Raw genomic sequence first — 13,365 nt, 5'->3', positions numbered from 1 at the left:
TATCCGCTGGCCGAGGCCTTAACGGAATCTGGTGGAGAAGTTGACGTCCCGTAGTCGTTGTACAAGGCATGGGGAGTCCACGATGATGACGAGGCGATTTGTCGGGATCGTCCTGACCTCGTCTTTGTCCGTGGCGCGCAGGGGGTATCAATTCGGCATGAACACGTCCCAAACGGTTGAATGGGGGTGTCCCGAGCAGTTCTGATCACGTTCCGTGACGGCGCCCGGGGCGCGCTTCCCCCGCTGACAGCAAGGAGTACCAACACGTGACACTGGTGAACGACGCGGCTCCCGCAGTGCGATCCACCGGTCGCAAGTTCCGCGCCTTCACGGCGAAGCACCTCGACGAGCTCACCGCTCGCGCGGGGCTCACGCCCGCGCAGCGGCTCGCGACCCGGGCGGTTGCGACGGTCCTGCCGTTCCGGACGAACGCCTACGTCATCGAGGAGCTCATCGACTGGTCGGCCGCGCCCGACGATCCGATCTACCGGCTCGTCTTCCCGCAGGAGGACATGCTCCCCGCGCAGGACGTCGCGCTCCTGTCGGACCTGCTCCGCCGCGAGGCGCCCAAGGCCGAGATCGAGGCCGCCGCCCACGCGGTGCGGATGCGGCTGAACCCGCATCCGGCGGGCCAGATGGAGCTGAACATCCCGAGCTTCGGCGACGGCAAGATCCCCGGCATGCAGCACAAGTACGACGAGACCGTGCTGTACTTCCCCAAGCAGGGACAGACGTGCCACGCGTACTGCACCTACTGCTTCCGCTGGGCCCAGTTCGTCGGCGAGGCCGACCTGAAGATGGCCGGGGACGAGCCCGCCGCGCTCCGCGACTACCTCCTCGCGCACCCCGAGGTGACGAGCGTCCTGTTCACCGGCGGCGACGCCATGATCATGGGCGAGCCGGTGCTGCGCCGCTACGTCGAGCCGCTGCTCGACCTCGACCAGCTCGAATCCATCCGGATCGGGACCAAGTCGCTGGCGTACTGGCCCCAGAAGTTCGTCACCGACCCCGACGCCGACGACATGCTCCGGCTGTTCGAGCAGGTCGTGGCCTCGGGCAAGAACCTGGCCTTCATGGCGCACTTCACCCACCCGCGCGAGCTGGAACCCCTCATGGTCACCGAGGCGTGCCGCCGCATCCGCGACACCGGCGCGGTCATCCGCACCCAGGCGCCGCTGATCCGGATGATCAACGACGACGCGGCCACCTGGGAGACCATGTGGCGCACCCAGACGCGGATGGGCCTCGTGCCCTACTACATGTTCGTCGAGCGCGACACCGGGCCGCGGGACTACTTCGCCGTCCCCCTCGCGCGGGCGCACGAGATCTTCCGCGACGCCTACAAGAACGTCTCCGGGCTGTCCCGGACCGTCCGCGGGCCGTCCATGTCGGCGACGCCCGGCAAGGTCTGCGTGGACGGGGTCGTCGAACTGGCGGGCCAGAAGGCCTTCGCGCTGCACTTCATCCAGTGCCGCGACGCCGACCTCGTCGGCAGGCCCTTCTTCGCGCAGTACGACCCCGAGGCGATCTGGCTGGACGACCTCAAGCCCGCCTTCGCCGACCGCTTCCCCTGGCAGGAGTGACCCGCCCGGTGGCGTGTCCGCCGGTCTCCGCCTGCCGCGGGGCGGGCACGCCACCCCCCTTTCAGCGCAGAGGACGGACGAGGCAGAGGCAGGCGGCCAGCGTGGCGGCGCCGCACAGCGCCATGACGTGGCCGGGCGCCATGACCTCGCCCAGGGCCCCCGCAGCGCCGATGCCGACGGCCTGGCCGGTCATGAGGCCGCTGCCGTAGAGGCCGATCCCCTGCCCGCGGATCTCCTCGGGCACCGCGTCCACGAGGCGGCGCTGGACGACCAGCTCGTAGCCGAGCCCGCACGTCCCCGCCGCCATCAGCCCGCAGGCCGCCGCCAGTCCCGGCTCGAAGGCGAACAGCAGGAGCGGGGCGCCGGTCAGGGCGGCCAGCGGCAGCGCGAGCCGCTCCCGCAGGTCCGGGCGGATCCAGCGGCCCGCCACGAGGTTGCCCGCGAGCATCCCGGCCGCCGCAGCCGACAGCAGCAGCCCGGCGGCGCCCGGGTGCCCCAGGCTCCCCGCGTAGGGGACCGCGACGCCCTCGGCCCCCACCGACAGTGAGATCGGCAGCCAGCCGGCCAGGAGCAGCCCGCGCGTCGTGCGGCCGCCCAGCAGGAGCCGGTTGGTCCGCCACGTCGCCCGGGCCGTCCCGGTGGACGCGCCCCGGGTGGAGGCCGGGGTGTCCGGGAGGCGGAAGCGGGCGAGGCCCGCGGCGAGGGCGGCGCCGGCGGCCGAGAGCCAGAGCGCCCCCGACGGGGTGAGCACCGCCAGCAGCAGCCCGCCCGCGGCCTGGCCGGCGATCTGCGCGCCGGCGCTGGTCATCGTGAACAGCGACCGGCCGAGCACGTAGCCGTCCCCGGGGAGCAGGGCGGGGAGCCGGGCCTGGACGCTCGCGCCGCCGACCGGCGCGAACAGCCCCACCGCGACGAGCAGCGCCATGACCACCGGCAACGGGAGCCCGCCCACCGCGAGGACGGCCGTGACCGCCAGGCGCAGCAGGTGGTAGCCGGTCAGCAGCCGCCGCGGCGGGACGCGGTCGGCGAGCGAGAGCAGCAGGGCGCCGCCGACCACGTAGGGGAGCATCCCGGCGGCGAAGACGAGCGCCGCCGCGACGGGCGAGCCCGTGCGTTCGAACGTCTGGACCGACAGCGCGATCGTCCGGACCGAGTCGCCGCCCACCTGGAGCGTCTGCAGGGAGAACAGCGTCCGGAACTCGGAAACGCCGAAGACGTCGCGGTACCGCGCGGAGCCCCCGGAAGGAGAGGACGCGGAAGGGGAGGACACGGAAGAAGCGGTCATGGCGCCGACTCTGCGCGGACCGGCCCGGTACGGGACAATGTTTCGGGGAGGAGCGAAACATGTACCGCATCGTGGTGGGACCCGGAGACCTCGCGGCGAGCCGGTTCGGGGTCGCCCCCCTGATCGAGGTGCACAGCGCGCTCGGGGTCGTCGCCGGCCCGATGCCGGTGGGGCCGCTCGGACCGTGGGTGGACCGGGTCCGCCCGGCGTACCGGGAGGTCGCCGGGGACCCGGCCCTGCGGGCGCTGGCCTTCCTGCGCCGCCCCCACGGGTACATGGCCGACTTCGTCGTCCCGCCGCCCGCCCGCCCGAACCTGACGGTCGCGGACCAGCTGGAGACCGTGCGGGCGACGCCGCCCGGCCAGGCCCGCCGCGAGATCGCCCGCAACCTGGAGGGGCTGCCGGAGCCGGACGCCGCCGTCCGGGAGGTGCTGGAGGCCCCGGACGTCGTCGAGCGGCTCGCCGGCGGTCTGGAGACGGCCTGGCGGGCCCTCCTGGAACCGGACTGGCCGGTGCTGCGCTCGATCCTGGAGCGCGACATCGTCCACCGCGCGGGACGCCTGGCCGCCTACGGCTGGGCGGCCGCCCTGGACGGCCTGTCCCGCAAGGTGCGCTGGCGGGACGGGGTCATCGAGGCCGACATCACCGGCGACGCCACCTACCGGCTCGGCGGCGCCGGACTGACGTTCGTGCCGGTCGTCTTCGCCGAGCTCGGAGCGGCGCTCGAACAGGACTGGCCGTACACGCTCATGTACCGGGCCAGGGGAGTGGCGGCGCTCTGGGAGAGCCGGGAGCCGCGCGACGAGGACGCCCTCGCCAGGCTGGTGGGCCGCACGCGGGCCGATCTGCTGCGGCTGCTCGCCGAGCCCGCCACCACCACCTGGCTGAGCGCGCGGCTCCGGATGAGCGTCGGCGGGATCGGCGACCACCTCGCGGTGCTGCGCGGGTCCGGCCTGGTCACCCGCGAGCGCAGCGGCCGATCCGTCCTCTACCGCCGGACGGCCGTGGGAGACGTCCTCGCCGAGACCGGCTGACGCTCACTCGAACGGGCCGGGGCTCACTCGGAACCGACTGAGGCCGCCCCGGACTACCGGGACGGCCTCGGAGGGCGGGCGGCTCAGACGCCGTACTCGGCGACGATCGTGGCGCGGGCCAGGGTGTGGGCGGTGATGTTGAAGCCCACGACGGCCGGGGAGGTGTCCGGGCCGAGGCCGAGCGACTCGACGTCCAGCGCGTGGACGGTGAAGACGTAGCGGTGCGGGTCTCCGGGCGGCGGGGCGGCCCCGCCGAACGCCTTGACCCCGTAGTCGTTGCGGGCGTGCACGCCGACCTTGGCGTCCTCGGTGCCCGCGCCCGCGGGCAGCTCCGTGACGTTGGCGGGGATGTCGAACAGCGACCAGTGCCAGAAGCCGCTGCCGGTCGGCGCGTCAGGGTCGTAGCAGGTCACCGCGAAGCTCTTCGTCGCCTCAGGGAAACCGGACCAGCGCAGGTGCGGGGACTCGTTGCCGCCGCTGAAGCCCCAGTCGTCGAACACGTGCCGCTCGGAGAGCCGCTCGCCCTCGGCGATGTCGTCGCTGGCGACGGTGAACGAGGGGACCTCGGGCAGGTGCTCGTGCGGGAGCGGGGGCTTGCCGGCCATGGCGACCTCCTCCATCAGGATCATCGTGACACCCCATCTCTACCAGGGGGCGCCGCGTTCTAACGGTTCCCAGGGCGAACCGGTGGAGAGGCGGCGCGCCCCGAGCCGCTTTCGCGGCCGGGGCGGCGCTACTTGCCGGTCGCCTCGGTGTAGGCCTCGATGACCTCTTCGGGGTCGCCGTCCATGTGCATGCGGCCCTCGTCGATCCAGATGACGCGGTCGCACATCTCCTTGACCGTGTCGAGCTGGTGCGCGACGAGGAACACGGCGCCGGCGTCCTTGCGCAGCTCGTCGATCCGGGCCTTGCTCTTCTTGCGGAACTTGGCGTCGCCGGTGGCCAGCGCCTCGTCGATCAGCAGCACGTCGTGCGTCTTGGCCGCGGCGATCGCGAACCGGAGGCGGGCGCCCATGCCGGAGGAGTACGTCCGCATGGGGTACTGGATGAACCCCTCCTTCAGCCCGGCGAAGTCGACGACCTCCTGGTACTTGGCCTTCGTCTCGGCCGGGGTCATGCCCATGGCCAGGCAGCCGAGGACGATGTTGCGCTCGCCGGTGAGGTCCTTCATCAGGGCCGCGTTCACGCCCAGCAGGGAGGGCTGGCCGTCGGTGTAGACGGCGCCCCGGTGCGGGGGGAGCAGCCCCGCGATCGCCTTCAGCAGCGTCGACTTGCCGGAGCCGTTGGTGCCGATGATGCCGACCGCCTCGCCCCGGTAGGCGACGAAGGAGAGGCCCTTGATCGCATGGACCTCGGTCATCGAGGGGCGGTGCTTGCGGCGCAGGATGCGCGAGAACGCGCTCGCGGCGTTGCCCTTGCCGCCCGCGCCGTACACCCGGTAGACGATGTGGAGGTCGTCCACGACGACGATCGGCTCCCGGGTCGGGTCGATGTCGGCGGTCCTGCGGACCTTCGTGTCAGCCACGGCCGTATCGCTCCTCGGCACGGTAGAAGAACAGGAACCCGCCGGTCAGCATCACCCCGGCCCACACGAGCGCGTAGAGCCACAACTGCCCCGCCGAAGCGGCGCGGGGGATGCCCCCGACGAAGTTCCGGTACTCGCCGAGCAGCACGTACCGGCTCAGCTCCACGAACACGTACGCCGGGTTGAACTGCATCAGCTCGGCCAGCCACGGGTAGTCGGCCAGCCGGCCGCCCGGCTTCATCATCGCCGGCAGGCAGAAGATCACGCCGGACGCGTACATCCAGACCCGCATGACGAACGGCAGCAGCTGCGTGATGTCGCGGTTGAACGCCCCGAGCCGGGCCATGACCATGCTGATGCCCACGTTGAACATGAGCTGGAGTCCGACCACCGGGACGAGCAGCAGCATCTGGAAGCTGATCGGCTCGCCGAACGCGAACACGATCGCGAACAGCACCACCAGCGCGAGCAGCAGCTGCTGCACTTCCACGATCGCGATCGCGAAGGGCAGCGTGGCGCGCGGGAAGTGCAGGGCCCTGATCAGAGACAGGTTGTCGCCGACGGATTTGGCGCCCGACGTGAGCGACCGCTGCGTGAACCCGAACAGGAAGACGCCCGTCACCAGGAAGGGGATGAAGTCGGGCACCCCCCGTCCGGTGCCGAGCAGCAGACCGAAGATCAGGTAGTAGACCCCGGCGTTCAGCATGGGGGTCAGCAGCTGCCACACCTGTCCCAGCCGGGAGTCGGTGTACATCGAGATGTTCTTGGCGGATGCGAACGCCCAGATGAAGTTCCGGCGAGCCCACACATCCTGGATGTACTTGCGCAGCGGGGGGCGCGCAGCGCTCTGCCTCAGCCCGTATCGTGCGGCGTAGTCGGCCAGGGTCCCGTTCACGTGAGGAGGCTCCGCGATCGTTCCGACCGACTCGCCACCCGGGCTTCCGAGCCGTTCCGGGTGACTCATGTCGCGAAGCCTATTGCAGTCGCTGAGTCCAGAGTGACGTTCACCCGCATGTGACCCCCGATTTGAGATCTTTACGGAATCATGTCGGCCTCCCTGGGGATACCCCGGACATGCGCGTCAACCACTCACGGCGCACTTCCGTGCCGTCACGGTCCGTCACCCGGCGCCGGTCGCGGCAGGCGCAGGAGCATCGCGCCTGGCCGCAGCGCGTCGCCGTCCTCCGCAAGCTCGGCCGCATGGACCGGTGGGCCTTCGATCAGGTGGCCGCCGCCCGGCTGCCCGGCCTGGAGTACGTCCTCCCGCGACTTTCGCGGTTCGCCGACAACGGCGTGCTGTGGTTCTCCACGGCCGGCGCGATGGGGATCGCCGGACGGCCCCGGCTGCGCCGCGCGGCGCTGCGCGGGGCCATCGCGATCGCCGTGGCGAGCCCCGCCGTGAACATCGTCGGGAAGCAGGCGTTCCGCCGCAGGCGGCCCGTCGTGGACCTCGTCCCGCCGATCCGGATCCGGTGGAAGCTGCCGACCTCGCACGCCTTCCCCTCCGGCCACTCGGCCTCGGCCGCCGCCTTCGCGACCGGTGTCGCGCTGGAGGCGCCGCGGACGGTGGCCGTGCCGGTCGCGGCGACCGCCGCGGCGGTCGCCTTCTCGCGCGTCTACACCGGCGCCCACTATCCGGGCGACGTGATGGCGGGGCTCGGGATCGGCGCGCTCGCCGGGCTCGGCACGCGGCTGGTGTGGCCCGCCCGCCCCGCGGTGGCCTGCGTCGCCCCGGCCGAGCCGGAGGACGAGGACGTCCGGACCGCCCCGGACGGGCGGGGCGTGGTGGCCGTCGTCAACCTGGGCGCGGGCCCCTCCGCCGAGAGGGACGGAAGGATCCTCCCGAAGCGGGCGGAGATCGCCGTCGCGCTGCTGGAGGGCGAGTTGCCCGCGGCGGAGATCGTCCGGCTCGACCCGGACGACGACCTCGACAAGGCGTGCGCCGAGGCCGCCGAGCGGGCCGAGGTGCTCGCGGTCGTCGGCGGCGACGGCACCGTGAACGCCGCCGCGCGGGCCGCGCTGGACCGCGGCCTCCCGCTGCTGATCGTTCCCGGCGGGACGTTCGACCACTTCTCCCGCGCGCTCGGGGTGGAGACCGCGGCCCAGGCGATCAGGGCCTACCGGGAGCGCCGGATCGGCCGCGCCGACGTCTCCTACGTCGCCCCGGCGGCCGCGGCGGCGGGGGACCGGTCGGAGCAGGTGTTCCTCAACACGGCGAGCATCGGCGCCTACACCGAGGTGGTCGACCGGCGCGTCCGGCTGGAGGGGCGGATCGGGAAGTGGCCCGCGCTGGCGGTCGCCGCCGTCCGCGCGCTGCGGCACAGCGAACCGGTCGAGCTGATGGTGGACGGCAGGCGCCGCCAGGTGTGGCTGGCGTTCGTCGGCAACTGCGTCTACGGCTCGCGGGGCGCGGCGCCCACCTGGCGCGAGCGCCTCGACGACGGGCGCCTCGACGTCCGGATGGTCACCACCGGCGGCCGCGCGCCCCGCGTCCGCGCGGTCGCCGCGATCATCGCCGGGCACCTGCACGTCGCCCCGGGGTACGGCTCGTGGCGGACGACCGGCATGGAGGTCGTCTCGCCCGCCGGGGAACTGCGGCTGGCGCGGGACGGCGAGCTGGCGTCGCTGCCGCCCGCGGTGCGGTTCGGCAAGCACCCCCGCGCCCTGCGGGTGTTCACGGTTCAGGCCCCGGCGCTCGGGTAGGGCAGCGGGCGCCCACGAAGGAGGAGATCACACGATGACGAGCCGTGACCTGGGAGTCGCGCCCGGCGACCTCAGCGACGACGACCTGTTCCGGGAGCTCGGCCACCTGTACGAGACGAGGCTGGACGCGCTCCGGCACGCCGCCGACCAGGCCTACGGCGAGCACACGCGCCGCATGAACGAGCTGGAGGCCGAGTACCTGCGCCGGCGGCCCGGCCGGGAGATCGACCCCGAGCGGCTGCGCGACGGGGCCCGCGCCCGCTGACCTCGACCGGCGGGCCGGGCGCGGCTGCGCGCCCGGCCCGGGCGGAGGGCCCCGGGGAGAGCGGTGCGGACGCGCGTGACAGGGTGGAGGGCATGGAGGGAAAGTTCGAGCTCGGGCCGCGGGACGGGCGGCTGCTCGTCCGGACGGGGCGCAGCGGCCTCGGCCGGCGCGCCGGGCACGACCTGACGATCGAGGCCACGCGGTGGTCGGCGGCGGTCGAGGCGCGCGACCCCCTGGAGGACTCGTCGGTCGAGGTGACCGTCGAGGTGGAGGGGCTGGAGGTCCGGGAGGGCACCGGGGGCGTGAAGCCCCTCACCGACCAGGACCGCGCCGAGATCGTGAAGAACCTGCGCAAGGTGCTGGACGTCCGCCGCTATCCGGAGATCGGGTTCGTCTCCACCGCGATCGCCGGGGACGCCGTCGAGGGCGACCTGACGATCATGGGACGGGTCAAGCCGGTGCGGCTCGCGGCCGCGCTGGACGGCGACCGGGTGCGCGGCGGCCTCACCGTCGACCAGACCCGCTGGGGCATCAAGCCGTACTCGGCGTTCTTCGGCGCGCTCCGGCTCGCCGACGAGGTCGAGATCGAGTTCGACGTCCGCCTCCCCGGGTAGGCGGCCCCGCCCCGCCCGGTCGCGGGCCCCGCGTTTTCCGCTTCCCGAAGATCGAACTGCACTAGGGTGCATGATCATCCATTTCGGGCAGTCGATCTTCAGGGGGCCGCGATGGCGGAGCTGAGCAGGCGGAACTTCGGAAAGGCGGCGGGCCTCGCGGCCGGGCCCGCACTGCTCGCCGGCTGCTCGGCCGGCGCGTCCGGCTCGGCCAGGACGGCGAAGGCGGCAGCCGCGGCCCGCACGTGGCGGGTGACCGGGAAGGCACTCGCGGGCCTGAGCGGGTTCGACTCGACGCTCAAGAGCTTCATGCTGGCGCGGGAGATCCCGTGCGGTCAGCTCGCCGTCGTCCGCAAGGGCAAGCTCGTCCTGTCGCGCGGTTACACCTACGCGGAGGACGGCGCGTTCACGACGCAGGCGACCTCGCCGTTCCGCATCGCCAGCGTCTCCAAGCCCGTCACCGCGACGGCCGTGCTCAGGCTGGTCCAGGACGGGAAGCTGAAGCTCACCGACCGGGCGTCGACGCTGCTGGGGCTCTCCACGACCGCCGATGCGCGCCTGAAGGACGTCACGGTCCTGCGGCTCCTCCAGCACCTCGGCGGGTGGGACCGGGACATCACGCCCGACCCGATGTTCCAGGACGCGGCCATCGCCAAGGCGCTCGGCGTGGCGCTGCCGGTGTCGAAGGCGAACATCATGAAGTACACCTCGGCGCGCAAGCTCGACCACGCGCCCGGCACGCACTACGCGTACTCCAACTACGGGTTCCTGCTGCTCGGCCGGATCATCGAGAAGGTCACCGGGCAGAAGTACGAGGACTACGTCCGGCAGACCGTCCTCGCGCCGCGCAAGATCACGCGGATGCGCCTGGGCAGGACGCTCACCAAGGCCACCGGCGAGGTCCCCTACTTCTCGAGCTACACCGGGACCACCGTCTTCGACAACGGCGGCGCGAAGGTCGCCTACCCGTACGGCGCGTTCAACCTGGAGAACATGGACGCGCACGGCGGCTGGCTGGCCACCGCGATGGACCTCACCCGCTTCGCGGGCGTCTACGACGGCGGAACGTCCGTGCTGTCCTCGGCGTCCATCAGCCGGGCGTTCGCCAAGCCGGAGACCGGCGTCAACGCCGACGGCTGGTACTACGGCTGCGGCTGGCAGGTGCGCCCGGTGACCGGCGGCCGCAACACCTGGCACAACGGGAGCCTGCCCGGGACGTACACGCTGCTGGTCCGGCGGTACGACGGCCTGTCGTGGGCGGTCCTGTTCGACCAGCGCCAGGAGGGCGACGCGGCGAGCTACGGCGACATCGACTCGCTGCTGCACAAGGCCGCGAACGCGGTGAAGACCTGGCCGGCCGGCGACCTCACCTCCACCTACTTCTGACGCGGACGCCTAGGCCCTGGCGCGGGCGGCGCGCGTGAACTGGTCGTCCAGGCTGCGCGGGAACGGCATCATCCGGTGCCGGTCCCGCCAGGGCGCGAACTGCCGGACGGCGTTGAAGCCCGCCGCCGTGACGATCCGCTCGACGTCCGGGCCCGGCACGCCTGCGGGGTAGAGGTCCAGGTGGGCGACGTCCGCGGGCAGGCCGTCCGGCCGCGCGGGCGACACCAGGGTCATCGGCGGGCGGACCCGCTCGGCGGCCGCCATGTCCCGCGCGTAGGCGACGAGCTGGAGCGTCTCGGCGTCGGGGCCGCTGTGCACGATGAGCCAGCCCCGCACGTCGACCGGGTCCGACGGGGGATCGGTGAGCGCCAGCGGGACGACCTCGCCCGAGACCGCGTCCAGGTAGGCGCGGTGGGCGGGGTCGAGCTCCTCCAGGACGTACGTGCGGTCGAAGCGGACCGGTTCCGCGGGCAGCAGGGGCCGGTAGGCGTCCCAGCGCAGCAGCCGCGCCAGATGCGTCGTGGGGACCCCGGGCGGGATGCGGGCCGGCTCGCCCCGCAGCCCGGCCGGGAACGCGTCCACGATCACCTCGTCCGGCCGCGGGGCCGCCGGGTCGGCGGACTCCACGACCTGCCAGCCGCCCGCCACGCGCGGGTCGGCCGCGAACCGCGACCCGGTCACGACGGTGACCGGCCCCTCCCGCCGCAGGGTGTGCAGGACGGCCCGGAGCCGCGTCAGGTGCCCGAGCCCGTCACCGGCCGCGTAGCAGACGATCACCGCGTCTCGTCGAGGACGGCGAGGTAGCCGGCGGTCTCGGCGGCCGGGGTGAAGTCGCGGCGGATCCGCTCCGCGCCCGCCGCGCCGAGCTTGGCCAGCTCCTCGGCGCCGGCCCGCGCCGCCCGGTCGACCGCCGCCCGGCACGCGTGCGGGTCGCCGGCCGGGAAGGTGAACCCGATCTCGTCGTCGGCCACGTCCGCCAGGCCGCCCGCGTCCGACGCGACCAGCGGCACGCCGAGCGCCGCCGCCTCCAGCGCGACGTTCGGCATCCCGTCGTAGAACGACGGGAGCGCGACCAGGTCGCAGCTCGCGTAGACGGCCGGAAGGTCGTAGCGCTCCAGGAACGGCAGGAACGAGTGCGGGACGTCGCCCTCCGCGAGCCGCTCCCGCACGGACTCCTCGACCTCGCCGACGAGCAGCAGGTGGAAGGCGTCGGTGCGGCGCGACGCCGCCAGGGCCTCCAGGAAGAAGCCGACGCCCTTCTTCACCTTGAGCTGGCCGATGAGCCCGATCGTGCGGCGCCCGGGGGCGACGTTCTCCTCCCGCCACGCCCTGCCGCGCTCGCGTTCGGACGGCAGCACCCGCCACTGCCCGGTGTCGACGCCGTTGGCGACGAACGAGACCGCCGCGTCCGGGACGAGCGCCCGCACCAGCGGCGCGTGCGAGCGGGCCACGACGCACACGCGGGACGAGGCGCGCAGCGCGTCCGCCAGCACGCCGCGCCGCCGCATCGAGAAGGCGCCGACGTCGATGTCGTTGCCGCGCAGCAGCGTCACCAGCGGCGCGCCGAGCAGCGCGGACAGGACGGGCGCGGCGAGCATCGCGTGCACGCCGCCGAACGCCACGACGTGGCTGTACCCGGTCAGGTTCGCGGCGCTGATCGTCGTCCACAGGCGGCGCAGCGCGTGCTCGGCGTCGTCTCCGAGCGGCGCCGTGACGAGCCGCCCGCCGTGCTCGCGCGCCACGCCCCACGGCCGCGACCGCCGGGTCAGGTGGACGACGTCGACCTCGGCCCCCGCGCCGCGCAGCCCCCGGACGATCCGGTCGCACGACTGCGCCATGCCGCCCTGGCTGGGCGGGTAGTGCTCGGTGATCCACAGGACGCGGTGCATCAGCTGTCCACGAACCCGGTGTCGTCGTCCGGCCCCCAGTCGCCGCCGTAGGAGTAGTCGTCGCCCGGGTTGAACGCGCCGCGGTCGTACTCGTCGAACGAGGAGTACCAGTAGGTGTCGTTGTAGGCCTGCGAGCTGCCCCGGTAGTACTGGCGCCGGTACCCGCCCGCCCAGGCCGGGTCGTGCGGGTCCTGCGTCCCGTAGCCCTGCGCCGCCGCGCACTCGGGGCACAGCGCGTTCGGCCCGGCGTGCGCGCCGCAGACGGGCCTGCCGCACCGCGGGCAGGCCGCCGCGGCCGCCTGGCCGCAGCGTCCGAGCACGAAGAAGCCGGTGGTCACGGTGCAGCGGGTCACTTGGTCCTCCTCGCGGCCGTACCGGGCGGCGTCCACCGGAACGGCTCCGTCGACACCTGGAGGATCCGGTCCACCAGGGCCGTGTTCGTCTGGCCCGGGAACTTCGCGCTCGCGCGGATCACCGGTCGCCTGCCCTGCTTCACCTGCACCCTCACCCAGCCGGGCGGGGGCGTCGGGGGCTGCCGGACGACCGCGTCCTTCGCCAGCCGCCGGGTCACGCGCACGAGCTGGACCGTCTTCGACTTGCTCTTGAGCTTGACCTTGCCGCGCGGGTTCCGCTTGCGGTAGCTGCGGTTGCGCACCCGGTCGGTGACGATCACCTCGACGACGCTGCCGTCGCGCAGCTCCGCCCGCATCCGCAGCCACGGGTCGAACGCGTACCACTGCCTCAGCCCCGAGATCGGGGGCCGCGACGGCAGGTCCTGCTTGGGCCCGTTCTTCTCCGGGACCCGCGACCCGCGCATGTCCGCGGCCACAGACAGCACCCCGTCCGGGGGCATGTCGGCGGTGAGGACCCGCAGCAGCGGCACGAGCACGCCGGGGACCCGCTCGTGCAGCCGCCACTTGCCCCGCCGCACGTGCGCCCCGTGCTGCGCGAGGCTCTGGATCACCGGCTCCCAGTCGTCGCGCCGCAGCGAGACGGTGAACGCCTGCTCCAAGGTCAGCGACCTGTGCAGCGGATGGAAGCGCCTGATGGCGGCCTTCTGCTTACGGTAGAACATCACGAACCA

14 protein-coding genes are annotated in these 13,365 nt (G+C 73.2%); 6 read left to right on the top strand and 8 right to left on the bottom strand.

The features are described 5' to 3' along the window. Positions 1 to 266 precede the first annotated feature (266 nt). Positions 267 to 1,583: a KamA family radical SAM protein gene (locus FKD65_RS17350; protein ID WP_141578476.1), complete on the top strand. Its 1,317-nt coding sequence runs from the start codon at positions 267 to 269 to the stop codon at positions 1,581 to 1,583. A gap of 61 nt (positions 1,584 to 1,644) precedes the next feature. Here FKD65_RS17350 and FKD65_RS17345 read toward each other — a convergent pair whose 3' ends face one another. Further along, on the bottom strand, positions 1,645 to 2,868 hold the full coding sequence (locus FKD65_RS17345; RefSeq protein WP_141578475.1) for an MFS transporter: 1,224 nt from the start codon (positions 2,866 to 2,868) through the stop codon (positions 1,645 to 1,647). A gap of 59 nt (positions 2,869 to 2,927) precedes the next feature. Here FKD65_RS17345 and FKD65_RS17340 point away from each other — a divergent pair, with 59 nt between their 5' ends. Further along, complete coding sequence (locus tag FKD65_RS17340) at positions 2,928 to 3,902, top strand: ArsR family transcriptional regulator (RefSeq protein WP_141578474.1); 975 nt, start codon at positions 2,928 to 2,930, stop codon at positions 3,900 to 3,902. A gap of 83 nt (positions 3,903 to 3,985) precedes the next feature. On the opposite strand, the gene FKD65_RS17335 is transcribed toward FKD65_RS17340, so the two are convergent. The 3 genes from FKD65_RS17335 to FKD65_RS17325 form a co-directional block, all read right to left on the bottom strand. After that, on the bottom strand, positions 3,986 to 4,507 hold the full coding sequence (locus FKD65_RS17335; RefSeq protein ID WP_141586897.1) for a YbhB/YbcL family Raf kinase inhibitor-like protein: 522 nt from the start codon (positions 4,505 to 4,507) through the stop codon (positions 3,986 to 3,988). A gap of 128 nt (positions 4,508 to 4,635) precedes the next feature. After that, a complete protein-coding gene (locus tag FKD65_RS17330; RefSeq protein WP_240810198.1) occupies positions 4,636 to 5,427 on the bottom strand; it encodes an ABC transporter ATP-binding protein in 792 nt (263 codons plus the stop codon). Continuing rightward, on the bottom strand, positions 5,420 to 6,322 hold the full coding sequence (locus tag FKD65_RS17325) for an ABC transporter permease (RefSeq protein WP_240810197.1): 903 nt from the start codon (positions 6,320 to 6,322) through the stop codon (positions 5,420 to 5,422). The genes FKD65_RS17330 and FKD65_RS17325 overlap by 8 nt, the downstream gene beginning before the upstream one ends. Positions 6,323 to 6,531: 209 nt before the next feature. Here FKD65_RS17325 and FKD65_RS17320 point away from each other — a divergent pair, with 209 nt between their 5' ends. The 4 genes from FKD65_RS17320 (at position 6,532) to FKD65_RS17305 (ending at position 10,392) form a co-directional block, all read left to right on the top strand. Beyond that, positions 6,532 to 8,130 carry a bifunctional phosphatase PAP2/diacylglycerol kinase family protein gene (locus tag FKD65_RS17320; protein WP_240810196.1) on the top strand — a complete coding sequence of 533 codons (1,599 nt, stop codon included), beginning with the start codon at positions 6,532 to 6,534 and terminating at the stop codon, positions 8,128 to 8,130. 34 nt (positions 8,131 to 8,164) lie between these two features. Continuing rightward, positions 8,165 to 8,395, top strand: coding sequence for a DUF6158 family protein (locus tag FKD65_RS17315; RefSeq protein ID WP_141578472.1), 231 nt, complete (start codon positions 8,165 to 8,167; stop codon positions 8,393 to 8,395). Positions 8,396 to 8,487: 92 nt separating this feature from the next. Beyond that, complete coding sequence (locus FKD65_RS17310) at positions 8,488 to 9,009, top strand: YceI family protein (RefSeq protein ID WP_141578471.1); 522 nt, start codon at positions 8,488 to 8,490, stop codon at positions 9,007 to 9,009. A 111-nt stretch (positions 9,010 to 9,120) separates the two neighbouring features. Next, complete coding sequence (locus FKD65_RS17305) at positions 9,121 to 10,392, top strand: serine hydrolase (protein ID WP_141578470.1); 1,272 nt, start codon at positions 9,121 to 9,123, stop codon at positions 10,390 to 10,392. A gap of 9 nt (positions 10,393 to 10,401) precedes the next feature. On the opposite strand, the gene FKD65_RS17300 is transcribed toward FKD65_RS17305, so the two are convergent. From FKD65_RS17300 to FKD65_RS17285, 4 genes are read right to left on the bottom strand one after another with little or no spacing between them, the layout of a single operon-like run. Next, a complete protein-coding gene (locus FKD65_RS17300) occupies positions 10,402 to 11,169 on the bottom strand; it encodes a hypothetical protein (protein WP_141578469.1) in 768 nt (255 codons plus the stop codon). Next, entirely contained in the window at positions 11,166 to 12,281 is a 1,116-nt protein-coding gene (locus tag FKD65_RS17295) for a glycosyltransferase family 4 protein (RefSeq protein WP_141578468.1), read from the bottom strand. Before FKD65_RS17295 ends, FKD65_RS17300 begins: the two co-directional genes overlap by 4 nt. Continuing rightward, positions 12,281 to 12,634: a hypothetical protein gene (locus FKD65_RS17290; protein ID WP_141578467.1), complete on the bottom strand. Its 354-nt coding sequence runs from the start codon at positions 12,632 to 12,634 to the stop codon at positions 12,281 to 12,283. The genes FKD65_RS17295 and FKD65_RS17290 overlap by 1 nt, the downstream gene beginning before the upstream one ends. Further along, positions 12,631 to 13,356 carry a hypothetical protein gene (locus FKD65_RS17285; RefSeq protein WP_141578466.1) on the bottom strand — a complete coding sequence of 242 codons (726 nt, stop codon included), beginning with the start codon at positions 13,354 to 13,356 and terminating at the stop codon, positions 12,631 to 12,633. The genes FKD65_RS17290 and FKD65_RS17285 overlap by 4 nt, the downstream gene beginning before the upstream one ends. Between the last annotated feature and the right edge of the window lie 9 nt (positions 13,357 to 13,365).

The organism is Actinomadura sp. WMMA1423 (genome assembly GCF_006547145.1).
Taxonomy (GTDB): domain Bacteria; phylum Actinomycetota; class Actinomycetes; order Streptosporangiales; family Streptosporangiaceae; genus Spirillospora.
Note: the sequence above shows the minus strand (reverse complement) of the source record. Positions and strands in the feature narration are given on the sequence as shown.

Coding starts and splice junctions, on each gene's coding strand:
- FKD65_RS17335 (WP_141586897.1), bottom strand. CDS start 4,507: ATGGCCGGCAAGCCCCCGCTCCCGCACGAGCACCTGCCCGAGGTCCCC.
- FKD65_RS17295 (WP_141578468.1), bottom strand. CDS start 12,281: ATGCACCGCGTCCTGTGGATCACCGAGCACTACCCGCCCAGCCAGGGC.
- FKD65_RS17305 (WP_141578470.1), top strand. CDS start 9,121: ATGGCGGAGCTGAGCAGGCGGAACTTCGGAAAGGCGGCGGGCCTCGCG.
- FKD65_RS17340 (WP_141578474.1), top strand. CDS start 2,928: ATGTACCGCATCGTGGTGGGACCCGGAGACCTCGCGGCGAGCCGGTTC.
- FKD65_RS17310 (WP_141578471.1), top strand. CDS start 8,488: ATGGAGGGAAAGTTCGAGCTCGGGCCGCGGGACGGGCGGCTGCTCGTC.
- FKD65_RS17315 (WP_141578472.1), top strand. CDS start 8,165: ATGACGAGCCGTGACCTGGGAGTCGCGCCCGGCGACCTCAGCGACGAC.
- FKD65_RS17285 (WP_141578466.1), bottom strand. CDS start 13,356: ATGTTCTACCGTAAGCAGAAGGCCGCCATCAGGCGCTTCCATCCGCTG.
- FKD65_RS17345 (WP_141578475.1), bottom strand. CDS start 2,868: ATGACCGCTTCTTCCGTGTCCTCCCCTTCCGCGTCCTCTCCTTCCGGG.